A 23,154-nucleotide genomic window follows, 5' to 3' on the forward strand; every position below is an offset into this window, starting at 1 on the left:
CAAACTTAATGCCGGAATTTGTAAGAAAATATTGGCAATTACACCGACAAGTAAGACGACGAATAAGGCAATCATCATACCGGATAAGAAGGACATGTCTTTCTTCGTTGTCAACACATAAGCGGAACACGCAAAGAATACAGCCGCCGTTGCCCCGAACGCTAATGCGACAACATCTCCCAAACCTGCACCGATATAGGCATTTAAAATCGGTCCTAAGCTATAACCTAAGAAACCGGTTAAAGCGAATACGCTTGCAATACCCGCCGCACTATTAGCCGTTGCATTAGTTAAGAAAAGTAATCCGTAGAAACCGATTAACATTCCCCACCAAGGCAAAGCAGGTAAATTTAATGTCATTGCCGCTAGCGCAACTACCGAAGAAAATGCTAACGTAAGCGCTAAAAGGAAATAGGTATTACGTAACACTTTATGTGTGCTGATTAACGATTCACCACGACGGACGTCTGTGACTAAACGATCTTGCATAGATTCTCCTGTTAAATAAACGTTGTTTTAGTGTAAAAAACGGTGAATAAATTACCATAACCGCCTTTAAAGTCAATGGATAAAATCAGGGCGCCTCACTTGCGCCCTTTCGTATCACAAATTATTGAACAGCCACGATTCTCTCATTTTGATAATCCACCACCACATCCTTATTCGGTAATAAGTTACCGGACAAGATTTGTTGGGCAAGGGTATTTTCAATCTCTTGTTGAATCGCACGTTTAAGCGGTCTTGCGCCGAATAACGGGTCGAAACCGGCAGCACCGATATGATCAACGGCAGCATCGGTTACTGTTACGTGGTATCCACGTTCCGCCATACGTTTGATTAAGCGTTGTAACTGAATACGTGCAATAGCACGAATATTCTCTTTATCAAGCGGATGGAATACCACGGTTTCATCGATACGGTTGATAAATTCCGGGCGGAAATGTTTACTAACGACCGACATGACAACTTCTTTCATTTCATTGTAGTTCATATCTTCCGCATTTTCTTGGATTAAATGCGAACCCAAATTCGAAGTCATAATCACCACGGTGTTACGGAAATCCACGGTTCGACCTTGACCATCAGTCAAACGACCGTCATCAAGCACTTGCAACAAGATATTAAACACATCCGGGTGAGCTTTCTCCACTTCATCTAACAAAATGACGGAATACGGACGACGACGAACGGCTTCGGTTAAATACCCGCCCTCTTCATAACCGACATAGCCCGGAGGTGCACCGACTAAGCGGGAAACACTGTGTTTTTCCATAAATTCCGACATATCAATACGCACCATTGCGTCTTCGCTGTCGAACAGGAAGTTTGCCAAGGTTTTACACAACTCCGTTTTACCTACCCCGGTCGGACCTAAGAATAGGAATGAACCAATCGGACGATTCGGATCGGATAACCCTGCACGGCTACGACGAATCGCATTCGCTACCGCATCAACGGCTTCACCTTGACCAACCACACGTTTATGCAATTCATCTTCCATTTTGAGCAATTTTTCTTTCTCGCCTTCCATCATTTTCGCAACCGGAATACCCGTTGCACGTGAAAGCACTTCGGCAATTTCTTCGTCGGTTACGCGAGTACGCAATAATTGCATACCGTTATCTTCCGATTCATGTTTCTCCGCTTCTGCAAGCTGTTTTTCCAAACTTGGAATCACGCCATATTGCAACTCAGCCATTTTTTCGAAGTTGGCTTCACGGCGAGCCTGTTCCATACGGATACGGGCGTTTTCTAACTCTTCTTTAATATGCTGAGTACCGAGCAAGGCGGATTTTTCTGCTTTCCATACTTCTTCAAGCTCTGCATATTCGCGTTCGCGAGCGGTCAGATCGTCATTTAATTTTGCAAGTCGCTGACGGCTTGCTTCATCATCTTCTTTTTGTAAAGCCTGCTGTTCCAACTTCAATTGAATGATACGACGTTCTAAACGATCTAACGGCTCCGGTTTGGAATCAATCTCCATACGTAAGCTGGAAGCCGCTTCGTCGATTAAATCAATGGCTTTATCCGGTAATTGGCGATCGCTGATATAACGATGTGAAAGTGTCGCAGCCGCAACAATCGCCGGGTCGGTAATTTGTACATGGTGATGAATTTCATAACGCTCTTTCAAACCGCGTAAAATCGCAATCGTATCTTCAACACTCGGCTCGTCCACCAATACTTTTTGGAAACGGCGTTCTAATGCCGCATCTTTTTCGATATATTGACGATATTCATCCAATGTCGTTGCCCCGACACAGTGCAATTCACCACGCGCAAGAGACGGTTTTAACAAGTTACCCGCATCCATTGCACCGTCCGTTTTACCTGCACCGACCATCGTGTGAATTTCATCGATGAATAAAATGACCTGCCCCTCTTCTTTGGCTAGTTCATTAAGAACCGCTTTGAGGCGTTCTTCAAACTCACCGCGATATTTAGCACCGGCAATCAATGCCCCCATATCGAGGGAAAGCACTCGTTTATTTTTGATACCTTCCGGCACTTCTCCGTTCACAATTCGTTGTGCCAAGCCTTCCACAATCGCCGTTTTACCAACACCCGGCTCACCGATTAACACCGGATTATTTTTAGTACGACGTTGTAATACTTGTACCGCACGACGGATTTCTTCATCACGCCCGATTACTGGGTCAAGTTTACCTGCACGGGCCCGTTCAGTTAAATCGACGGTATATTTCTGTAATGCTTGGCGGGTTTCTTCCGCATTTTGGCTGTTCACGTTATCGCCTCCACGAATTTTTTGAATGGCTGCGGCCACTTTCTCTTTGGTCAGCCCTAAATTTTTCAATAATTTGCCTAATTCATTATCTTCTAACGCTGCCAGCACAAAGAGTTCTGACGAAATAAAACTGTCGCCAAACTGCTGGGCGAATTTGTCACATTGATTCAACAAGCGAATCAATTGCTGTGACGGCTGTGTATTGCCACCGCTGACTTGCGGCAGGCGGTTAATCATCGTCTCTAATTCGCTGTTTAAACGTGCCGGAGCGACATTTAACGCAGTAAATAATGGCGCGACTGAACCGTCATTTTGCTTGAGTAAGGCAAGTAATAAATGTGCCGGTTCAATGTACGGATTATCCTTACCTACGGCTAACGACTGCGCATCTGCAATGGCGGATTGAAATTTGCTAGTAAATTTATCGATATTCATAATTCCCTCAAAATTCTGTTTATAATCATTTCACGTTTCATCTTTTACTGCCAAAACTGACAAACGATAAAACATCGACGGAACTATAAATTGGGATTGTCAAGAGGATTTCAAGAGAAAATGTGAACAACTTCACAATTTTTCTGAAATGAGAGAGATTTATTATCTTTTATTCGTCATACTGCATAGGCAAAATTGAAATCTCATTTTGCATTATTCATTGTAATACATTGATTTAATTCTACTTTTATGTGACTTTACTCGAGGAACCCACTATGAAAAAACGACTTGCCATCGCGCTTAGCCTGATTTCAGCCTCCGTCTTTGCCGCTGAACTCGCACCGGACGATCGTAAAAAGATCGAAGCAAAATTAAGTTCTCTGACCCAAGCATTCCAACAAAACAACATTGCTCAAAGCGTTGAGGTGATGCCGCCGGCTTTACTTAATTACATGGCAAAACAAGCCAAGGTGGATTCTGCAGAGTTCAAAAAAGCATTAGTCGATATTTCAAATTCGATTACCGAACAAGTCAAACTTGAAGATTACCGCTATAATATTGCCAATACATATGCTGAAAAATCGACAAACGGGCGCGATTATGCCTTTATTCCGACCGTAACCAAAATGAATATGAACGGGCAAATAATCACTGTCGACGGTTATTTATTGGGTATAGAAGAGAAGGGACAATGGCATTTTATCAACTGGGACAAAGAGTATATTCCGATTATTAAAGCGGTTTACCCCGATTTGGAAGGAATTAAAGCGCCTCAATAGTGTTAAATTTGAATAAAACAAGCGGTCCGTTTCAGTTAAAAATTTGCAAATTTTTGGCAGAAACGGACCGCTTGTGCTTGTATTCGTTACTTTTCGCGCGTACGGTTCCATAAATCGGCGTATTTGACAAAGGTCGAATGCGCCGAGAGTATCGCCAGTAAGAAGCCTTGTTTTCCGTCTAAAAAACCAGCCTTTAATAGATACATTTTCACAAAGCAACCGACGGCATGGGTGACACCTTGAAGCAGCGAGCCTTTTTTACCTGCGCCGGCTTTCTGTATTGCCCAAGCTTTAGCGTAGCCCGCCGATTTCACCAAATAGTGGTGGATGTCTTTATACGTAAAATGCAACAGGTCGCCTTTCAGTTTTTTCACTTGTGCGTTTTTCGGGTAATGTACTTTTTCGTGAACCAATTCATCGCCGTAAGCCGCAAAATCCGTACGATATAAACGTACAACGTAATCCGGATACCAACCTGAATGGCGGATTTTCCGCCCAAACACTTCACTTAAACGTCCGAGTTGGTAAACGGTATTTTTTTCGTCGTTTCTGACCGCTTGTTGAATGGATTGCGCCAGTTCCGGCGTGACACGTTCATCCGCATCCAACCAAAGCACATAATCGCCGGTAACGTATTGTTGGGCGATTTGACGTTGTTTGCCGAACCCTTGCCAATCGGAGTGTTCAAAAAACTTGGCTTGATAATTGAGCGCGATGGCTTTGGTGTTATCCGTGCTTCCGCTGTCTAAAATGACAATTTCGTCCACCCAATCTTTGACGGTTTCTAAGCATTGTGCGAGATCTTGCGCTTCGTTTTTTACAATCATTGCAACACTGAGTGTCGGCATAGTCGATCCTTTTTTATGTATAAAATAGTGATGAACATAATAACACAATCAAATCTGACTTTAAAAACAGGCATATTTATGTTATTTTCTGCAAAATTTTTATGACTTATTTTAAACAAAAGGCAATATTCAATGTCAGTTAAACTAACTACAAAACAGAAGCAATATCTTAAAGGATTGGCACACCACTTAAATCCGGTTGTGATGCTCGGCGGCAACGGATTAACGGAAGGGGTTCTTGCAGAAATAGAGAATGCCTTGAATCACCATGAATTGATTAAGGTTAAAATTGCCGGTGCGGATCGTGAAACGAAACAGCTTATCATTGACGCGATTGTGCGTGAAACGAAAGCGGCGGAAGTGCAAACGATCGGGCATATTTTGGTGCTTTACCGCCAAAGCGAAGAGAAAAAAATTACGTTGCCAAGGGCAACCAAAGCCGTTTAATCGGTAAATATTTAATGAATAACGACCGCTTGTTGTAAGCGGTTTTTTTGTCAAGGAATATCTTGTGTTAAAAAAACTTTCTGCTTTTACGTTTTTAATGTTATTGGTACCGTTAATTACTTGGGCTATCGGCTGGCAATGGTCGTTAGGTATCGAATATCATTCGTTCGATCTAGATTATTGGTTGTTTATCTTAACGGAAACGGGATCAACGCCTTATGCATTGATCACTTGCGTACTGTTTATGTTATGGCTGATATGGCTGGCGCGCAAACGCTATTCGTGGGTGTTGATCGGTTTTATTTGTGCGACGTCCGTGATTGGGACGCAAGCGATTAAAGAAGGCGCTAAATCGATATTTAAAGAGCCTCGTCCGTTTGTCACGGAAATGTTCCAAACTCAGACGGCGCATTTTTATGCCTTGCCGAAAATCGATCAAGAGAAAGAAGTTCTGAAATTTGCCAAAACGGATGATAATTTTGCGGTTATGCATCAAGCGGATGAGCTGGGCTATTCTTTCCCGTCCGGTCACACGATTTTTGCGGTGTCGTGGATGTTGGTTTTTGCCGGTTTATTATTCGGTTTGGGCGGACAAGCGGTCGTTTTAGCACAAATTTTTGCAATTTGTTGGGCGGGCTTGATGTTGATCAGCCGTTTGCGCTTAGGAATGCATTATCCTATTGACTTGTTTGTGAGTACGCTAATTGCTTGGGCTTTTCATATTCTGTTATTTACTTGGATTGTGCCTTACTTACAAACGTGGAATCTATTTAAAAAGAGAGGTTAATTATGGCATATTACTATGGGTTAGATATCGGCGGAACCAAAATTGAACTCGCCGTGTTCAATGAAAAATTAGAAAAACTATATAGCGAACGTGTCCCTACTCCGCAAACCAGCTATGAAGATTGGCTGTACACCATTGAAACGTTAGTACGCAATGCGGATCAAAAATTCGGCGAAAAAGGTTACGTCGGTTTAGGTTTACCGGGCTTTGTTAATCGTGAAAGCGGTATTGCGGAAGTGACGAATATTCGTGTTGCGGACGGTAAAACGATCATTAAAGATCTGAGTGAACGTTTAGCGCGTGAAGTTAAAGCTGAAAATGATGCTAACTGTTTTGCATTATCAGAAGCGTGGGACGAAAATAATCAACAATATTCTACCGTGCTCGGGCTGATTATCGGTACCGGTTTTGGCGGCGGTTTGGTCTTTGACGGGAAAATCCATTCCGGTCGTATCGGTATGGCAGGCGAAGTCGGACATATTCAGCTGAATTATCATGCTCTTAAACTGCTCGGCTGGGATAAAGCCCCGATTTATGAATGTGGTTGCGGTAATCGCGCCTGTTTGGATACCTATCTTTCCGGCCGTGGATTTGAATTACTCTATCGTGATTTAATCGGTGAAGCAATTGATGCCAAAACGATCATTACCCGCTTCCACCAAAATGATACAAAAACCGTGGAGTTTGTTGAGAAATTTATTGAATTAATGGCAATCAGTATCGGTAATTTAATTACTGTATTAGATCCGGATATGATCGTATTCGGTGGCGGATTATCCAACTTTGACCATCTCTATGAAGCATTACCGAAAGCATTGCCTGCACATTTAATGCGTAGTGCGAAAGTACCTGTATTTAAGAAAGCGATTCACGGAGATTCAGGCGGTACACGCGGTGCTGCGGCATTATTTTTAAAGTAATTCAATCAAGGGCAATAAGTGATTATTGCCCATTTTTGTTTGTGAGGTTGTAATGGCAATGATCACCCCGATTCCGGCATTATCGGATAATTATATTTGGATTTTACAAAAAGGCACTCAAGCCGTCATTGTTGATCCGGCGGAAGCTAAGTCCGTTATGGCATTTTTTGCAAAAAATACGCTCAAACCGACCGCTATTCTGCTTACTCATAATCACAAAGATCACACTGACGGCGTTGCAGAGATTGTCTCACATTATCCCAATATCATGGTTTACGGCCCCAGTGAAGTCAGCCAATTTACTGATAAGATTGTGCAAGACGGTGATATTTTCACGTTGCTTGATCTACCTATTCTTGTCATCAAAAGTGCCGGACATACCGCCGAACATATCAGTTATTTGGTCGATAATCGTGATTTATTTTGTGGTGATGCCTTATTTTCAGGCGGTTGCGGACGAGTATTTACCGGTGATTATCAAGCTCAGTTTGAGGCGTTACAGCGTTTTAAACAACTTAATGATACGGTCAATGTTTATCCTGCTCACGAATATACGCTCAGTAATCTGAAATTCGCTCAAACGGTCATGCCTGCCAGTTGTGAATTAATTGAATATCAAGAACGGGCAGATATCTTACGCACTCAAAACCGACCGACTTTACCCACCACCATCGGGATAGAGAAAAAAATTAATCCGTTTATGCGCGCTGAAAATTTGGCAACATTTATTGAATTAAGGAAGAAAAAAGATAATTTTTAACGATTTAGGCAGATTCCCCAAAATAATCCGTTGTGATATTATCCATCCTTTATATATTGCCGTTAAATCGATGAATTAAGAGAGTTTTCCGTGAATTTTGATCCTCAAAATATGCCACAGCACGTCGCAATCATTATGGATGGCAACGGACGTTGGGCGAAGCAGCAAGGTAAATTACGTATTTTTGGTCATCAAAATGGCGTAAAAGCGGTCAGATCTGCGGTAAATTTTGCTGCCACACATCAAATTAAAGTGTTAACACTTTATGCTTTTAGTAGCGAAAACTGGAATCGTCCTGACGCAGAAGTATCGGCATTAATGACGTTGTTTATGAAAGCGTTAGATTCCGAAGTGAAAAAACTGCATAAAAACAACATCCGCTTAAAAATTATTGGCGATAAATCCCGTTTTAGTCCTGCATTACAAAAACGTATTCAACAATCCGAGGATTTGACTGCAAACAATACGGGACTCATTTTGAATATTGCCGCAAATTATGGCGGTTATTGGGATATTGTGAACGCTGCTCAACAGTTAGCAAGCCAAGTTAAACAAGGCGAGATCGATGTTGCCGATATCACGACAGAACGCTTTCAACAAACATTGTCGACAGGATCTCAGCCACAGGTAGATCTTCTCATTCGCACAAGCGGTGAACAACGCATCAGTAATTTCTTGCTTTGGCAAATTGCATATGCCGAGCTCTTTTTTAGCCCGGTATTGTGGCCTGATTTTAATGAAGACAATTTTGCTCAGGCAATCCATGCTTATCAACAAAGAGATCGCCGTTTTGGTGGTTGTTAAAAATATTATAAAGGGAATCTTTCAATGCTTAAGGAACGTGTTTTATCAGCAATCGTATTGATTGCTCTTGCTCTCGTTGCACTATTTTGGCTTTCGCCTCTACCTTTTACAATTGTCCTTTCCGCCATCATTGTGCTGGCAATGTGGGAATGGGCCCAATTCGCGGGTTTTAAACGTCCGATTGCACGAGCTATCGTTGCCTTTGTTGCTACCTGTTTATTATTTTTTCCGATTGTGGCGGGGACTTCTTACATTCAAGCCGCTCGGTTCTTAACAAACGAAACGACTCCATTCCTGTTTGTCGGATGTATATGGTGGATTGTTGCATTCTATTTAGTGATTACTTACCCGAATTCGGCAAATATTTGGGCTAAATCGGTTAGTGCCAAATTTATCTTTGGCTTTTGTACCCTTGTTCCATTCTTGTTGGGTACCCTAGCTTTACGCTTCTATCAATATAATATTGATCAACATCAGGGAACCTATTTATTACTTTATGTCTTTTTATTAGTGTGGGGTGCCGATTCCGGTGCATATTTTGTCGGTCGCACCTTTGGTAAACACAAACTAGCTCCGAAAGTTTCTCCGGGTAAATCTTGGGAAGGTGCAATCGGCGGTGTATTAACATCCGGCATTATCGCATTTATATTCTTACAAATCGCTCCGATTAATGTCTTTGGTAAAGAGCTCGCTACCGTACCATTCATTATTTTATCGATTATCACGGTGGCCATTTCAATCTTAGGTGATTTAAGCGAAAGTATGTTCAAACGCCAAGCCGGCATTAAAGACAGCAGTAACTTAATTCCCGGACACGGTGGTATTCTTGATCGGATAGATAGCTTAACCGCAGCCGTCCCCGTGTTCGCAACCGGTTTCTTCTTTATTTTATAAGGTGAAGATGTGACTTCGGTATTAGCTTTTTTTATTTTAATTTGCGTACTGGTCTTTGTACACGAATACGGGCATTTTTGGGCAGCTAGAAAATGTGGCGTGAAAGTATTACGTTTTTCTATCGGTTTCGGCAAAATTTTATGTCGTAGAAAAGATAAACACGGTACGGAATTTGTTTTTTCGTTAATTCCGTTAGGTGGCTACGTTCACATGTACGGTGGCGAAGATGAACCGGGTTTAACACCGGATCAATCGCTAAAAAATAAGAGTGTATTACAACGCGCATTTATTGTGATTGCCGGTCCAATGGCGAACTTTATTTTTGCAATCTTCGCCTACTGGGTAATTTTCAGTGTCGGTATTCCGACTGTTAAGCCGGTTATTGGTAACGTATTACCCGACAGTATTGCGGCACAAGCAAACCTTGTTCCTGAGTTACAAATTAAACGGATTGACGGTAGAAACGTTCAGGATTGGGAAGAAACAACACTGGCATTAATCGGTAAAGTCGGCTCTAAAAGTGTCGAACTCGAGGGAAATCTGATTGATGAGGATACACCTAGAAAATTCACATTAGACCTGACAACATGGAATGTTGAAGGAAATAAAGAAAGTCCGTTAATTTCATTAGGTATCCGCCCAAAAAGCGGCAAGGTTGAACCAATTATTAGCGGCATAGTCGAAAATTCCGCATCAGCGAAAGCAGGAATCCGGGTTGGCGATAAAATTGTTTCCGTTAATCATCAATCTTTTGATTGGTCAGAGTTAATCAAGCAAGTTCAAACTGGTAAAACATTACATTTAACCGTCGAACGTGCGGGAAAACAGATAGCATTTGAACTCACACCGGAAATATCAGAAAAAGAAAAACGCTATTTAATCGGTATTACTCCGACATTTGAACCTTTAGCGGATAAGTATCGAACAGAGCTAAAGTATGATATTCTTACTGCCTTTGAGAAAAGTTTGTATAAAGTCATCTCTTTGGTCAAAGTGATTTTACAGTTTATCGCTAATTTAATTACCGGTGAACTTTCCATCACCAATATGGGCGGTCCGATTACCATGGCAAAAGGCGCAGGAATCACCGCAGAAATCGGTTTTGTTTATTATCTTGGGTTTATGGCTCTCATCAGTGTAAATTTAGGTGTAATGAACTTATTCCCGATATTACCATTAGATGGCGGGCAATTATTATTGTTAGGCGGTGAGGCAGTTCGTAGAAAACCACTGCCGGAATCGGTACATTTACGTTTTCAACAAATCGGCATTGCTTTTGTTCTTGCCCTCATGTTATTTACGTTATTCAATGATTTAATACATTTCTAACCCTTACAAGCGGTTAGTTTATGCAATAATTTTACAAAAATAGGATCATTTCGATGAAAAAACTATTACTCTCTACACTTTTAGTCGCAAACGGGATTGCTGTAGCAGCCCCTTTTGTTGTTAAAGAGATTCGCGTTGATGGTGTTCAACCGGCAACGGAGGCGGCAATCATATCAGCTTTGCCGGTTAAAGTCGGTCAAACCGCAACAGATAATGACGTAGCAAACGTAGTTAGACAGTTATTTACCCAAAATCGTTTTGCAGACGTTCGCGCAAGTCGTGAAGGAAATACCCTTGTGATCAAAATCGCCGAATATCCGATCATCAATAGTGTTGATATCGAAGGCAACTCTGCAATTCCGAAAGATCCGTTAGAACAAAATTTAAAAGCAAATTTAATCACCAAAGGCGAAATGTTTGACGCAGCTAAACTCGAATCATTCAAATCGGGATTGGTCCAACATTACCATTCCATTGGTCGTTACAATGCGACTGTCGATACCGTGATTACTCAAGCCGAATCCGGCGGTGTGAACATAAAATTAGATATTAAAGAAGGCGATGTTTCTTATGTTAAAACAATTAACTTTGAAGGAAATAACGCATTCAGCGCCGAAGAATTAACTAAAAGGCTTGATATCCAACCGGATGTGTCTTGGTGGAATATTTTTGAAAGCAGCAAGTTTGAACAACAAGCGTATAACCAAGATTTAGAGAATTTACGCGATTTCTATATGAATCAAGGCTATGCAAAATTTAATATTCAAGATACCAATATCCAGTTCAGCGACGACAAAAAAGATGTCGCGCTAACTTATAAGCTCCATGAAGGCGAACAGTACAATATCAGTGAAATCCGAATTATCGGTGATACGGCAAAATTAGATAAAGAATTAAATGAATTACTCCGTGATTTCCATCCCGGACAGCAATTCCGTAAAAGCGAGTTGAAGAAAATCGAAGACGGAATTAAACAAATTTTAGGTAATAACGGTTTTGCTTCAGCAAAAGTAGACCTCTATCCGACATTTGATGATGCAAATAAAACCGTACGTATCAGCTTTGTCGTTGATAGCGGTAGCCGTGTTTATGTCCGCAAAATTCGTTTTGAAGGTAATGACATTACTGCAGATTCAACGCTTCGTCGTGAAATGCGCCAACAGGAAGCTACTTGGTTATCCACTAACTTAGCTGAACTGGGTAAAGCCCGCTTAGAGCGTACCGGTTTCTATGAAACGGTTGAATTGAGTTATCCGAATGTGCCGAATACAACGGATCAAGTTGATTTAGTTTATAAAATTAAAGAACGCAATACCGGTAGTATCTCATTCGGTATCGGTTACGGTACGGAAAGCGGCTTAAGCTATCAAGCAGGTATCAAGCAAGATAATTTCTTAGGAATGGGATCAACAATTAGTTTGAATGGTACACGTAATGACTACGGAACAAACATCAATTTAGGTTATACCGAACCGTACTTTACTAAAGATGGTGTCAGCCTTGGCGGTAATGTCTTCTATGAAGATTATGATAACTCCAAAAACGATATTTCTGCGGCTTATAAACGTCAAACTTATGGTATAAATGGAACATTGGGCTTCCCGGTAAATGAAAACAACTCATACTACTTAGGTTTAGGTTATACCCACGATACGATTAAAAATGCACGCCGTGAATATACTCGTGAACTCTATGTTAAATCAATGAATTATGAAATTGATTCGTCATCTGATTATTACAACAGAATTAAAGCCGATGATTTCGATTTCTCTTTCGGATGGAACTATAACAGCTTAAACCGCGGTTTTTTACCGACACAAGGGACTATCGCAAATATTGGTGGACGTATTACTATTCCGGGTTCGGATAATAGATATTACAAAGTTAATGCTGATGTAAGAAATTATTATCCGCTTAACCGTGAGCATAAATGGGTAATTTCAACCAAAGCCGGCGTTGCCTATGCTAATGGTATGGGAGGTAAAAAATTACCGTTCTATCAAACCTATTCAGCAGGCGGTATCGGTTCATTACGCGGCTTTGCTTACGGAGCTGTTGGTCCACAGGCAATCTATTTAACACGCGATGATTCTGGTAGTGCGGCGTTTAATTCAGTAAACGGAGATATTGTCGGTGGTAATGCCATGGCAATAGCAAGTATTGAATTTATTATGCCTACGCCATTTGTCAGTGAGAAATATCAGAATAATGTTAGAACGTCATTATTTTTTGATGCGGCAAGTGTATGGAATACTAAATGGAAGCATTCTACTTATCCGTCATTACCTGATTATGGTGACTATAAACGGATCAGATCATCCGCCGGTATTTCGTTCCAATGGAACTCGCCGATAGGGCCTTTAGTCTTCTCATATGCGAAACCAATCAAAAAATATGATGGTGATGAAATTGAACAATTCCAGTTCAGTATTGGCAGTACATTCTAAACAGTAATCGGTTTCCGTTCGTTATAAAACCCGAGTGTCACTATTTCGTGAACAATATGTTTTATAACGAACTCACCTTATTTTAAACATTAAACAAGGATATTTTATGAAAAATTTATTTAAACTATCAGTAATCACTGCAGCACTTGCATTTGCAACCAACGCCACAAACGCAGCAGACAATATTGCCTATGTGAATCCGGGTTTCCTAATGCAAAATCATCCGCTACTTGCTGATCCTAATTCTGAATTCGTGAAAGAAATGAAAGCTGAAGAAGCAAAATTTGCAGAAGCGGAGAAAAAATTAGCTGATGAAGAAAAAAAATTAGCGGATGATGCAAAGAAATTACAAGATGAAGAAAAAAAAGTATCTGATTCACTACAGAAAAAAGCTGCAGCATTAGAAAAAGAAGCACCAAGATTACGTAGTGCAGATATCAAAAAACGCCAAGATGCAATTAATGCGGAAGGTAAAGCATTTCAAAATAAAATTGATGCTCTACAAAAACGAGAAACGGCATTTAGAAAAAATGTAGAAGAATTCCAAAAACAATTTGGCGGTATTCAACGAGGTTTAGCCGAAAAACAAGCTAAAATTCAACAAAGCATCATGGGTGAAGTGGAAAAAGCAATTGCAGATACGGCAAAAGCGAAAGGTTTCACCCTAGTATTGGACTCAACCGCCGTTTTATATACTCAAAATGAAGCGAATGATTTAACCGAAGAGGTATTTAAAGCTTTAGGTGGTCAAATTAAACCTCAAGCTGAAAATGTTAAACCTGCAACCGAAACACCGGCAGTGAGTAAATAATGGCAGTATTCCGTTTACATGATTTAGCGGAGCAGATCGGCGGAACCCTAAGGGGTGACGCCGATTTAGTTATTTCTAGTATTGCTCCTTTAGAAAAAGCAGACTCGTCACAAATTACCTTTATTTCTAACGCAAAATATCGCGCCCAATTAGCCGAAAGCAAGGCGGGAGCAATTATTGTAAGTGAAGGCGATGTAGAATTTTGTACAGATACGCAAAATCTGATTATCACAAAAAATCCGTATGTTGCTTATGCTTTACTTGCACAATATATGGACAGTACACCTAAAGCAGCACAAGGCATTGCACCAAGTGCTGTCATTTCACCGGAGGCTAAATTAGGAAATAATGTCTCTGTTGGTGCAAATGCCGTAATTGAAAGTGGCGTAGAGATTGCAGATGACGTAACAATCGGTGCAGGTTGCTTTATCGGCAAAAATACCAAAATTGGTGCAAGAACCCAGCTTTGGGCAAACGTATCGATTTATCATAACGTACAAATCGGCAGCGATTGTTTAATTCAGTCTTCTGCGGTAATCGGCGGTGACGGTTTTGGCTATGCTAACGACAAAGGTCAGTGGATTAAGATTCCACAAACCGGTGGTGTAATTATCGGTAACCGCGTAGAAATCGGGGCTTGTACCTGTATCGACCGCGGAGCATTGGACTCAACGGTCATTGAAGACAATGTGATTATTGATAACTTATGCCAAATTGCCCATAATGTTCACATTGGTTTCGGTACAGCCGTTGCCGGTGGTGTAATTATGGCTGGCAGCCTGAAAGTCGGTCGTTTCTGCCAAATTGGTGGAGCCAGTGTAATTAACGGACATATGGAAATTTGTGACGGAGCAATCATTACCGGAATGGGAATGGTTATGCGCCCGATTACTGAGAAAGGCATTTACTCCTCCGGCATCCCGTTACAACCAAATAAAGAGTGGCGCAAAACGGCAGCTCTCACAATGAATATTGACGAAATGAATAAACGCCTAAAAGCCGTAGAAAAACGCTTGGCGGAATAATTTAAATTAAACATTTATTGAACAACGTGCAATGAAGAGGTCTAGTGTGACAACTGAAGTACAAACTGAAAACAGAGAACCAAAAATTATCGAAGTAGCTGAAATCATGAATATGCTCCCCCACCGCTATCCGTTTTTATTAGTGGACCGTGTGGTTGATTTCGAAGAAGGTAAATGGCTTAAAGCCGTAAAAAATATCAGTGTAAATGAACCTTGCTTTACCGGGCATTTTCCAACACAACCGATTTTTCCGGGCGTATTAATTCTGGAATCTATGGCACAAGCCACCGGCGTATTGGCTGTGAAAAGCTACGGCAAATTAAAAGAAGACGAGCTCTATTACTTCGCATCCATTGATAAAGCTCGTTTCAAACGCCCTGTAGTACCGGGAGATCAAATGCTGATCGAAGTGAATTTCTTAAAAGAGCGCAGAGGAATCAGCTTGTTTACAGGCAAAGCATTTGTTGATGGAAAAATCGTCTGTGAAGCAGAATTAATGTGTGCTCGCAAATAATATCAACCCTATAGTAGAGGGATACTTCTATGCAATTTATTGATTCTTCAGCAAAAATCAGCCCGCTTGCAGTCATTGAAGAAGGTGCGGTAATCGGTCCTCAAGTCGAAATCGGTCCGTTTTGTATAATCGGCAAAGAGGTAAAAATCGGAGCCAGAACAAAAATTCACTCGCACGTTGTCATTCAAGGCGATACACAAATCGGTGAAGATAACCATATTTTCCAATTCGCAACTATCGGTGAAATTAATCAAGATTTAAAGTATCAAGGCGAACCGACCAAAACTGTCATCGGCAACCGTAACCGAATCCGTGAAAGCGTGACCATTCATCGAGGAACAATCCAAGGTGGCGGCGTAACTAAAATCGGTGACGATAACCTGTTTATGATTAACAGCCATATTGCGCACGACTGTCAAATTGGTAATCGCTGTATTATTGCCAACAACGGCACGCTAGCCGGTCATGTCACCTTAGATGATTTTGTCATCGTCGGCGGAATGTCGGCAATTCACCAATTCGTTGTTATCGGCTCACACGTTATGTTGGGCGGAGGTTCTATGGTTAGTCAGGATGTTCCGCCATATGTTATGGCGCAAGGTAACCATGCACAACCATTCGGGGTAAACTTAGAAGGTTTAAAACGCCGCGGTTTTGAAAAAGCCACCATGCACGCTATCCGTAACGTCTATAAGTTAATTTATCGTAGCGGTAAAACATTGGATGAAGTGATGCCGGAAATTGAACAATACGCCAAAACAGAAGCTGCCGTCAGCCTGTTTTTAGACTTCTTCAAACGTTCGACCCGCGGTATTATTCGTTAATTACGGTACTTCGCCGGCATAACAAGCGGTGCGTTTTGGCAGGAAATTTGCAAATTTCCGGCTCAAACGCACCGCTTGTTTTATTCCCACATCTGACGAATAAACGGCAAAATCGTGTCCAATGCCTGCGGAATAGAAATTAACGTAAGATTTTTTTCTGTCGCTTTACCCGCTGGCGGGCAGAAGGCAATGTGTTTATTTTTATCATTAATCGGCTGCCAACGGCGTGGAATTGCAGATAAACGACTCGGATAAAAGCCGATTGTCGGAATGTTCAATGCACCACAGATATGCAAAGGCCCGGTTGACCCCGAAATAAACAAATCCGCACACGCTAAAGAACGAGTAAAATCTACCAACCCATCATTTTTGTCATACACCACAATATGGGGGCTAGCGATTAATGCTTTCAATTCATGCGCTTTTTCACTTTCGTTCGGTCCAGCCGTTAAGACAACTTGACAGTCAAATTCAGTGAGAATCGCCTTAATCATTTGCGTATATTGATTTAACGACAAACTATTCGCCGAACCACCGGTACTGCTATGCACAAACAACCATTTTTTATGAAGCGATAACCCTAATTCCGTCGAAAGCTTTGCTTTCTGCGTTTGAATCAATTCGGATTCAAACACCAAATAAGGTGGCGACGGTTCAACAATCGGATAATGATGATCACGCAAAAATCGGCGAACTAAATCCAAATTGTATTCAAACTCTGCTTTTTCCGAACGAGAACGACGTTGGCGCAAACGGTGGTTATAGAGAAATTGAAACAACTTCGTTGCCGGTGCCAAACGATAAGCAATTCTACTTTTCCAAACAAGTTTGGCGTTATACCAATCAGAAACAAAGCTAATCACTGCATCAAATTTCTCGGCCTTTACCGCCTCAATGACTTGTTGATTTTTTTTAGGATCTTTCTTATCACTGCTGTCCGGTAACACGTCATCAATATAAGGACACATTTCAGCCAATGCCGCAGTATATTTTGGTACTAATGCAACGATTTTGGTTTGAGGTAGCGATTTTTTCAGCATCGCAAAAGCCGGCCACGTCACCATAAAATCACCGATTTTATCATTTCGAATTACAAGAATTTTTTGCATTGTTTTTACCGTTTGGAATAATTTTTGACTATTTTAATCTTCAATCCGCTTTTTCTCTAGGCTTCATACCGATTTGTACTTTAAATTTTTTCATTTTCCGCTAGAATACCGCCTTTGAACGCAAACATTTTCTGCGTAAACTATCTACTCTTACAATTCAAAAATATAGGAAACTGTATGTCAGCCACAATTCTAGAAACTCTTCCGCTTGGTCAAAAAGTCGGTATCGCATTCTCCGGAGGTTTAGACACAAGTGCAGCATTACTTTGGATGCGCCAAAAAGGTGCCGTACCTTACGCTTATACGGCTAACTTAGGTCAGCCTGATGAAGACGACTATAATGCGATTCCTAAAAAAGCAATGGAATACGGCGCGGAAAATGCCCGTTTGATTGACTGCCGTTCACAATTGGCACATGAAGGTATTGCGGCAATTCAATCCGGTGCTTTCCATATTTCAACCGGCGGGATTCCTTATTTCAACACAACTCCGCTTGGTCGCGCCGTCACCGGTACCATGTTAGTTGCTGCAATGAAAGAAGATGATGTAAACATCTGGGGCGACGGTTCTACGTTTAAAGGTAACGATATTGAACGTTTCTATCGTTACGGTTTATTAACCAATCCAAAATTGAAAATCTACAAACCGTGGTTAGACCAAACTTTCATCGATGAGCTCGGTGGTCGCCACGAAATGTCCGAATTCTTAATTGCCAACGGTTTCCAATATAAAATGTCGGTCGAAAAAGCCTACTCTACCGATTCAAATATGTTAGGCGCGACTCATGAAGCAAAAGACTTAGAATTACTCAGTACCGGCATGAAAATCGTTAAACCAATTATGGGTGTTGCATTTTGGGATGAATCCGTTGAGATTAAACCGGAAACTGTTTCCGTCACCTTCGAAGAAGGCGTACCGGTTGCCTTAAACGGTAAACGCATGGAGGATGCCGTTGAATTAATCATGGAAGCTAACCGTATCGGTGGTCGCCATGGCTTGGGTATGTCAGACCAAATTGAAAACCGTATCATTGAAGCAAAATCCCGTGGTATCTATGAAGCACCGGGAATGGCATTGCTTCATATTGCGTATGAGCGTTTAGTGACCGGTATCCACAATGAAGATACCATTGAACAATACCGCATCAACGGCTTACGTTTAGGTCGTTTGTTATACCAAGGTCGTTGGTTCGATCCGCAAGCATTAATGCTACGTGAAACAGCCCAGCGCTGGGTTGCCAAAGCGATTACCGGTACAGTCACTTTAGAATTACGTCGTGGTAACGACTTCTCAATCCTGAATACTGAATCACCGAATCTAACTTACGAACCTGAACGTTTAAGTATGGAAAAAGTGGAAGATGCGCCGTTCACTCCGGCAGATCGTATCGGTCAATTAACCATGCGTAATTTAGATATCGTTGATACTCGTGGCAAACTAGGCATTTATACTGAAACAGGATTACTTTCCGTTCAAAATAATGTCTTACCACAGTTAGGAAATAAATAAATGATGATGTAATCGTGAAAATCGCACTTGATACTTTAATTAAGTGCGATTTTTTATTCTAGTATTTATCTAAATAAAGGAGAAAAACAATGCAAAAAACCAAAAACAGACCTAAAGGCCGTCAACTAATTCCGGCAACGAAGTCATTTACTCAAAATAGTCCGATTTTTATTCCACTCTTTTTAGCCGATCCAACCCAAAAAAGACAAATTGTATGGGAATTATTGTTAGAAAGCGGAGAAAGAGAAGCGGGTAAGGTTAAGCGCAATGTGATTAACCTCCCTAGGGATCTGCCTGTCGGTCACCACCAACTTACGGTGATCATCGGTAAAAATACCTTATCAAACGGATATGAAATTTTCCATTGTCAATTGCATATCCAACCCGATAATTAATTCTGTAGGAAGAGTCTTTACTCTTCCTTTTTCTATCTATTTGCAAATTTTTCGTTAAAACTGACCGCTTGTTTTAACTATTTTCCAATCAAGCTGTTGTCTATAAAAAATCATTGACATAACCCGCCTTTAATATCAAAATAAGTTGATATTAAACTTTGTTGATATTTAATTTATTAAAAGGATCCCTATGACTATCTCCATTATTTCCGCCGCCGAAGCCAAAAGAAAGCTAGAAGAGAATGCTCTCTTAATTGATATCAGACAACCGGATGAATATCAGCGAGAACACATTAAAGGCTCGGTATTACATCCTCTTCAGTTACTTCAAGCTAGTGGCTTACCGAATGCCGCGCAGCAACACACTACATTAATTTTTCACTGTAAATCAGGAATGAGAACTCAAAGTACTCATAAACTAATATCTCAGTTAACCAAAAGCAATAATTTTGACGTATTTATTCTCGAAAATGGTTTGGATGGCTGGAAAAAATCAGGATACGACACCATTATCGATCACTCCCAACCGATTGAATTAATGCGCCAAGTGCAAATCACCGCCGGATTACTTGTGCTACTTGGCGTCACGTTAGGCTGGTTTGTTACTCCAATATTTTACTTACTATCCGCATTTATTGGTGCAGGCTTAATTTTCGCCGGCATTACCGGTCTCTGTAGTATGGCAAAATTACTTTCTTTAATGCCATGGAATAGATGTTAGAGAGATATCGGAAATGGATGAGAAATTTGAAAAGTATAACGAAGCAACGACTTTTTTAAAATTGTTAGCAAATCCGAATCGCTTAGCCATATTATGCCATTTACAACACAAAGCCTTTAACGTCACTGAATTAACACTTGCGCTCGGTATGCCACAAGCTGCTCTGTCTAATCAATTAGCGATTCTACGTGAATCAGGTCTAATTGATTGTGATATAAAGCATCGGGAGAGGATTTACTATATTAAAGATGCTAAAGTGATTGAAACAATTCAATTATTACACCGTTTTTTCTGTGATGAGAAAGCAAAATCGTCCAAAGCCGCATAATAAAAAAGCTCCTTACGGAGCTTTTTTATTAAGGTTACTCATATTCTTCCAACCAAATGGTTAGAATAGCTTCAAGAATATGTTCATTTGACGCTTCCGGATCATCATCAAAATCTTCCATCTCGCAGATCCACTTGTGCATATCGGTAAAACGCACGGTAGTTGGATCTAAATCCGGGTTCATATCATACAGATTTTCTGCGATCATTCTTACATCTGTCCATTTCATTAGTGTGCCGCCTCATTTGCGTGGTTTAAGTTATATTTTGGAATTTCAACAACGAGATCTTCTTCACCTACAACACATTGACAGGACAAACGGCTATCCATTTCTAAGCCCCACGCTTTGTCTAACATATCTTCTTCTTGATCCGATGTTTCATTTAATGAATCAAACCCCTCACGAATCACCACATGACAAGTAGTACAAGCACAAGAACCGTCACAAGCGTGATGAATTTCAACTCCTGCATTGTGAGCAACTTCTAATAAATTTTCACCCGGCTGTGCTTCCACAACCATACCTTCCGGACAAAATTCTTCGTGTGGAAGAAAAACAATTTTTGGCATAATATCCTCTTAATTTTTTGATTTTTAAATTCCCCCTCCTGTTTACGGGAGGGGGTTAGGGGGAGGGGAACTATCTAAAACAAGCGGTAATTTTTACCCCCACCCTACCCCTCCCCCGCAAGCAGGGGAGGGAACATAATAGATTAATTAATCACCTCATCAATCGCCTTACCGGCCAAGGCTTTTTGAATGGATAGATTCATTCTTCTTGCAGCAAACTCTTGTGTTGCAGCATCCAAATCTTTAATTCCCTGCTGAATTGCTTGGCGATCTGTTTCCTGTTTTGCAGAAATCAATTTTTGTAATTCCGCTTCAATCCGTTTAAATTCATCAACCGAAAGCAACACTGCACCGTCTTCTTGTAACGCAATAATCACGCTGTCAATCACACGATCTGCTTCCACACGCTGTTCCGCAAGCTGACGGGCTTCCATATCTTGCTTCGCATTCGTCATTGACGATTTAATCATTTCAGTGACTTCTTCGTCCGTTAAACCGTAAGATGGCTTAATTTGGATAGAGGCTTGTACTTTGGTTGATTTTTCCATTGCAGTGACACTCAGTAGCCCGTCCGCATCAACTTGATATGTCACGCGAATATGTGCCGCACCTGCGACCATCGGCGGAATACCACGCAAGGTAAAACGTCCAAGTGAACGACAATCATCGACTAACTCACGTTCGCCTTGTACAACGTGAACCGTCATCGCTGTCTGCCCATCTTTGAATGTGGTGAACTCTTGCGCTTTTGCCACAGGAATGGTGGTATTGCGTGGAATGATTTTTTCCACCAATCCCCCCATTGTTTCGATCCCTAGCGAAAGTGGCACCACATCTAGCAACAACATTTCTGCATCAGGCTTATTGCCGACTAAAATATCCGCTTGAATAGCCGCACCCAACGCCACCACTTTATCTGGGTCAATAGAGGTTAATGGCGTTTTGCCGAAAAACTCACCCACTTGTTCACGCACAAAAGGCACTCTCGTTGAGCCACCAACCATCACCACTTCACGCACATCTTGAGCTTCCACCCCAGCATCTTTCAAGGCTCGACGACAAGTCATTAACGAGCGTTTAACAAGCGGTTGGATTAGCTCATTAAATTGCAAACGGCTGATTTCCCCCTGCCAATTTGCAAATTTTGCGGTAAAACTATCCGCTTGCGATAAAGCAATTTTGACTTGCGTTGCAAGGGTAAGTAGCTCACGTTGCTCACTTGCTGTATTTGGCCGAATACCTGCTTGTTCCGCAATCCAATTCGCTAATAAATGGTCAAAATCATCGCCACCTAAAGCAGTATCGCCACCTGTTGCCAACACTTCAAAGACGCCACGGCTTAGACGCAAAATCGAAATATCAAAAGTACCACCGCCTAAGTCATACACGGCAATCACGCCTTCTTGACCGCTATCCAAGCCATAAGCGATTGCGGCAGCCGTTGGTTCATTCAATAAACGTAACACATTCAGCCCAGCCAAACGTGCCGCATCTTTGGTACTTTGACGTTGCGCATCATCAAAATAGGCAGGCACGGTAATCACCACGCCGGCCAATTCGCCTGCCAAGCGTTTTTCTGCAAATTGATTTAAGTGACTTAAAATATCCGCAGACACTTCTATCGGGCTTTTATTGCCTTGTGGCGTTTGAATTAATGGCAAGCCGTTATCCGTCGCAACAAATTGATAAGGCAAATTTGGATAACGTTGCTCAACGTCCGCCAAAGAACGCCCAATTAAACGTTTCACGGAAATCACCGTGTGTTGCGGATCAGTTGCCGCTTGTTCAAAGGCTTCTACACCAACCAGTTTATTCTCAGCCGCATAATGCACCACTGATGGTACTAACGCACGCTCTTTCTCATCAAGTAATACCTGAGCCTGTCCGCTACGCACCGTTGCTACTAAAGAATTTGTCGTCCCAAGGTCAATCCCCACCGCCAAGCGATGTTGGTGCGGCGCTGCCATTTGTCCCGGTTCTGCGATTTGAAGTAATGCCATTTTATTATCTCTCTATAACTCATTCCCCTCCCCCGTTTACAGGGAGGGCTAGGGAGGAGGGATTGCCCGTTAGGACAACTACAAGCGGTTTGATTTTGAAAAAATTTTGCAAACTTCGTTTGCAATCCCCCCATCCACCTTCGGCACCTTCC

24 protein-coding genes are annotated in these 23,154 nt (G+C 41.5%); 17 read left to right on the forward strand and 7 right to left on the reverse strand.

All coding sequences use genetic code 11. The features are described from left to right. On the reverse strand, nt 1-489 hold a 489-nt coding region (locus ACEYJ7_RS09095; RefSeq protein ID WP_373778780.1), incomplete at its 3' end, for a Bax inhibitor-1 family protein. Between the two features lie 121 nt (nt 490-610). Then, on the reverse strand, nt 611-3,181 hold the full coding sequence (clpB, locus tag ACEYJ7_RS09100; RefSeq protein WP_373778781.1) for an ATP-dependent chaperone ClpB: 2,571 nt from the start codon (nt 3,179-3,181) through the stop codon (nt 611-613). A 275-nt stretch (nt 3,182-3,456) separates the two neighbouring features. Between clpB and ACEYJ7_RS09105 the strand changes: the two genes are divergently transcribed. Beyond that, nucleotides 3,457-3,960, forward strand: coding sequence for a hypothetical protein (locus ACEYJ7_RS09105; protein WP_373778782.1), 504 nt, complete (start codon nt 3,457-3,459; stop codon nt 3,958-3,960). An 86-nt stretch (nt 3,961-4,046) separates the two neighbouring features. Here ACEYJ7_RS09105 and ACEYJ7_RS09110 read toward each other — a convergent pair whose 3' ends face one another. Further along, the gene (locus ACEYJ7_RS09110; protein WP_373778784.1) at nt 4,047-4,808 is read right to left on the reverse strand and encodes a glycosyltransferase family 2 protein; all 762 of its coding nucleotides are present in this window, start codon (nt 4,806-4,808) and stop codon (nt 4,047-4,049) included. Between the two features lie 132 nt (nt 4,809-4,940). On the opposite strand from ACEYJ7_RS09110, the gene yhbY reads away from it, so the two are divergent. From yhbY to lpxA, 12 genes are all read left to right on the forward strand, one after another. Continuing rightward, nucleotides 4,941-5,255 carry a ribosome assembly RNA-binding protein YhbY gene (gene yhbY, locus ACEYJ7_RS09115; RefSeq protein ID WP_373778785.1) on the forward strand — a complete coding sequence of 105 codons (315 nt, stop codon included), beginning with the start codon at nt 4,941-4,943 and terminating at the stop codon, nt 5,253-5,255. Between the two features lie 97 nt (nt 5,256-5,352). Continuing rightward, a complete protein-coding gene (locus ACEYJ7_RS09120) occupies nt 5,353-6,042 on the forward strand; it encodes a phosphatase PAP2 family protein (RefSeq protein WP_373778837.1) in 690 nt (229 codons plus the stop codon). 2 nt (nt 6,043-6,044) lie between these two features. Next, a complete protein-coding gene (gene nagK / locus ACEYJ7_RS09125) occupies nt 6,045-6,962 on the forward strand; it encodes an N-acetylglucosamine kinase (protein ID WP_373778786.1) in 918 nt (305 codons plus the stop codon). Nucleotides 6,963-7,014: 52 nt separating this feature from the next. Further along, nucleotides 7,015-7,722 (forward strand): hydroxyacylglutathione hydrolase, encoded by a 708-nt coding sequence (gene gloB, locus ACEYJ7_RS09130; RefSeq protein WP_373778787.1) that lies wholly within the window; start codon nt 7,015-7,017, stop codon nt 7,720-7,722. A 90-nt stretch (nt 7,723-7,812) separates the two neighbouring features. Then, entirely contained in the window at nt 7,813-8,526 is a 714-nt protein-coding gene (gene uppS / locus ACEYJ7_RS09135) for a polyprenyl diphosphate synthase (RefSeq protein WP_373778788.1), read from the forward strand. A gap of 24 nt (nt 8,527-8,550) precedes the next feature. Next, nucleotides 8,551-9,420 carry a phosphatidate cytidylyltransferase gene (locus ACEYJ7_RS09140; RefSeq protein WP_373778789.1) on the forward strand — a complete coding sequence of 290 codons (870 nt, stop codon included), beginning with the start codon at nt 8,551-8,553 and terminating at the stop codon, nt 9,418-9,420. Nucleotides 9,421-9,429: 9 nt separating this feature from the next. Then, nucleotides 9,430-10,749, forward strand: a complete 1,320-nt coding sequence (gene rseP, locus ACEYJ7_RS09145) for an RIP metalloprotease RseP (protein ID WP_373778790.1) — start codon at nt 9,430-9,432, stop codon at nt 10,747-10,749. A 53-nt stretch (nt 10,750-10,802) separates the two neighbouring features. Further along, entirely contained in the window at nt 10,803-13,196 is a 2,394-nt protein-coding gene (gene bamA / locus ACEYJ7_RS09150) for an outer membrane protein assembly factor BamA (RefSeq protein WP_373778791.1), read from the forward strand. A 106-nt stretch (nt 13,197-13,302) separates the two neighbouring features. Next, nucleotides 13,303-14,007, forward strand: coding sequence for an OmpH family outer membrane protein (locus ACEYJ7_RS09155; RefSeq protein WP_373778792.1), 705 nt, complete (start codon nt 13,303-13,305; stop codon nt 14,005-14,007). Continuing rightward, complete coding sequence (lpxD, locus tag ACEYJ7_RS09160) at nt 14,007-15,032, forward strand: UDP-3-O-(3-hydroxymyristoyl)glucosamine N-acyltransferase (protein ID WP_373778793.1); 1,026 nt, start codon at nt 14,007-14,009, stop codon at nt 15,030-15,032. Before ACEYJ7_RS09155 ends, lpxD begins: the two co-directional genes overlap by 1 nt. Before the next feature lie 31 nt (nt 15,033-15,063). Next, nucleotides 15,064-15,546, forward strand: a complete 483-nt coding sequence (fabZ, locus tag ACEYJ7_RS09165; RefSeq protein ID WP_373778795.1) for a 3-hydroxyacyl-ACP dehydratase FabZ — start codon at nt 15,064-15,066, stop codon at nt 15,544-15,546. Between the two features lie 29 nt (nt 15,547-15,575). Beyond that, nucleotides 15,576-16,370, forward strand: coding sequence for an acyl-ACP--UDP-N-acetylglucosamine O-acyltransferase (gene lpxA, locus ACEYJ7_RS09170; RefSeq protein ID WP_373778796.1), 795 nt, complete (start codon nt 15,576-15,578; stop codon nt 16,368-16,370). A gap of 80 nt (nt 16,371-16,450) precedes the next feature. Here lpxA and ACEYJ7_RS09175 read toward each other — a convergent pair whose 3' ends face one another. Then, nucleotides 16,451-17,479: a glycosyltransferase family 9 protein gene (locus tag ACEYJ7_RS09175; protein WP_373778798.1), complete on the reverse strand. Its 1,029-nt coding sequence runs from the start codon at nt 17,477-17,479 to the stop codon at nt 16,451-16,453. A gap of 177 nt (nt 17,480-17,656) precedes the next feature. Between ACEYJ7_RS09175 and argG the strand changes: the two genes are divergently transcribed. The 4 genes from argG (at nt 17,657) to ACEYJ7_RS09195 (ending at nt 20,432) form a co-directional block, all read left to right on the forward strand. Beyond that, the gene (gene argG / locus ACEYJ7_RS09180; protein ID WP_373778799.1) at nt 17,657-18,988 is read left to right on the forward strand and encodes an argininosuccinate synthase; all 1,332 of its coding nucleotides are present in this window, start codon (nt 17,657-17,659) and stop codon (nt 18,986-18,988) included. A gap of 89 nt (nt 18,989-19,077) precedes the next feature. After that, complete coding sequence (locus ACEYJ7_RS09185; RefSeq protein WP_373778800.1) at nt 19,078-19,383, forward strand: hypothetical protein; 306 nt, start codon at nt 19,078-19,080, stop codon at nt 19,381-19,383. Nucleotides 19,384-19,573: 190 nt separating this feature from the next. Continuing rightward, on the forward strand, nt 19,574-20,104 hold the full coding sequence (locus ACEYJ7_RS09190; RefSeq protein WP_373778801.1) for a rhodanese family protein: 531 nt from the start codon (nt 19,574-19,576) through the stop codon (nt 20,102-20,104). 13 nt (nt 20,105-20,117) lie between these two features. After that, nucleotides 20,118-20,432: an ArsR/SmtB family transcription factor gene (locus ACEYJ7_RS09195; protein WP_373778802.1), complete on the forward strand. Its 315-nt coding sequence runs from the start codon at nt 20,118-20,120 to the stop codon at nt 20,430-20,432. A 34-nt stretch (nt 20,433-20,466) separates the two neighbouring features. Here ACEYJ7_RS09195 and iscX read toward each other — a convergent pair whose 3' ends face one another. The 3 genes from iscX to hscA form a co-directional block, all read right to left on the reverse strand. Beyond that, nucleotides 20,467-20,661 carry a Fe-S cluster assembly protein IscX gene (gene iscX, locus ACEYJ7_RS09200; RefSeq protein ID WP_005711410.1) on the reverse strand — a complete coding sequence of 65 codons (195 nt, stop codon included), beginning with the start codon at nt 20,659-20,661 and terminating at the stop codon, nt 20,467-20,469. Continuing rightward, nucleotides 20,661-21,002 carry an ISC system 2Fe-2S type ferredoxin gene (gene fdx, locus ACEYJ7_RS09205; RefSeq protein WP_373766320.1) on the reverse strand — a complete coding sequence of 114 codons (342 nt, stop codon included), beginning with the start codon at nt 21,000-21,002 and terminating at the stop codon, nt 20,661-20,663. Before fdx ends, iscX begins: the two co-directional genes overlap by 1 nt. 143 nt (nt 21,003-21,145) lie before the next feature. Then, nucleotides 21,146-23,002, reverse strand: a complete 1,857-nt coding sequence (gene hscA, locus ACEYJ7_RS09210) for a Fe-S protein assembly chaperone HscA (RefSeq protein WP_373778804.1) — start codon at nt 23,000-23,002, stop codon at nt 21,146-21,148. Nucleotides 23,003-23,154 lie beyond the last annotated feature (152 nt).

This window comes from Glaesserella sp. (assembly GCF_041814905.1).
Taxonomy (GTDB): domain Bacteria; phylum Pseudomonadota; class Gammaproteobacteria; order Enterobacterales; family Pasteurellaceae; genus Glaesserella.

Excerpts from the sequence above, each read along its gene's own strand:
- ACEYJ7_RS09110 (WP_373778784.1), bottom strand. The coding sequence starts at position 4,808 with ATGCCGACACTCAGTGTTGCAATGATTGTAAAAAACGAAGCGCAAGAT.
- ACEYJ7_RS09105 (WP_373778782.1), top strand. The coding sequence starts at position 3,457 with ATGAAAAAACGACTTGCCATCGCGCTTAGCCTGATTTCAGCCTCCGTC.
- bamA (WP_373778791.1), top strand. The coding sequence starts at position 10,803 with ATGAAAAAACTATTACTCTCTACACTTTTAGTCGCAAACGGGATTGCT.
- fdx (WP_373766320.1), bottom strand. The coding sequence starts at position 21,002 with ATGCCAAAAATTGTTTTTCTTCCACACGAAGAATTTTGTCCGGAAGGT.
- hscA (WP_373778804.1), bottom strand. The coding sequence starts at position 23,002 with ATGGCATTACTTCAAATCGCAGAACCGGGACAAATGGCAGCGCCGCAC.
- iscX (WP_005711410.1), bottom strand. The coding sequence starts at position 20,661 with ATGAAATGGACAGATGTAAGAATGATCGCAGAAAATCTGTATGATATG.
- fabZ (WP_373778795.1), top strand. The coding sequence starts at position 15,064 with ATGAAGAGGTCTAGTGTGACAACTGAAGTACAAACTGAAAACAGAGAA.
- ACEYJ7_RS09185 (WP_373778800.1), top strand. The coding sequence starts at position 19,078 with ATGCAAAAAACCAAAAACAGACCTAAAGGCCGTCAACTAATTCCGGCA.
- yhbY (WP_373778785.1), top strand. The coding sequence starts at position 4,941 with ATGTCAGTTAAACTAACTACAAAACAGAAGCAATATCTTAAAGGATTG.
- ACEYJ7_RS09140 (WP_373778789.1), top strand. The coding sequence starts at position 8,551 with ATGCTTAAGGAACGTGTTTTATCAGCAATCGTATTGATTGCTCTTGCT.
- ACEYJ7_RS09175 (WP_373778798.1), bottom strand. The coding sequence starts at position 17,479 with ATGCAAAAAATTCTTGTAATTCGAAATGATAAAATCGGTGATTTTATG.
- lpxD (WP_373778793.1), top strand. The coding sequence starts at position 14,007 with ATGGCAGTATTCCGTTTACATGATTTAGCGGAGCAGATCGGCGGAACC.
- lpxA (WP_373778796.1), top strand. The coding sequence starts at position 15,576 with ATGCAATTTATTGATTCTTCAGCAAAAATCAGCCCGCTTGCAGTCATT.
- nagK (WP_373778786.1), top strand. The coding sequence starts at position 6,045 with ATGGCATATTACTATGGGTTAGATATCGGCGGAACCAAAATTGAACTC.
- ACEYJ7_RS09155 (WP_373778792.1), top strand. The coding sequence starts at position 13,303 with ATGAAAAATTTATTTAAACTATCAGTAATCACTGCAGCACTTGCATTT.
- clpB (WP_373778781.1), bottom strand. The coding sequence starts at position 3,181 with ATGAATATCGATAAATTTACTAGCAAATTTCAATCCGCCATTGCAGAT.
- argG (WP_373778799.1), top strand. The coding sequence starts at position 17,657 with ATGTCAGCCACAATTCTAGAAACTCTTCCGCTTGGTCAAAAAGTCGGT.
- ACEYJ7_RS09190 (WP_373778801.1), top strand. The coding sequence starts at position 19,574 with ATGACTATCTCCATTATTTCCGCCGCCGAAGCCAAAAGAAAGCTAGAA.
- gloB (WP_373778787.1), top strand. The coding sequence starts at position 7,015 with ATGGCAATGATCACCCCGATTCCGGCATTATCGGATAATTATATTTGG.
- ACEYJ7_RS09120 (WP_373778837.1), top strand. The coding sequence starts at position 5,353 with ATGTTATTGGTACCGTTAATTACTTGGGCTATCGGCTGGCAATGGTCG.
- ACEYJ7_RS09195 (WP_373778802.1), top strand. The coding sequence starts at position 20,118 with ATGGATGAGAAATTTGAAAAGTATAACGAAGCAACGACTTTTTTAAAA.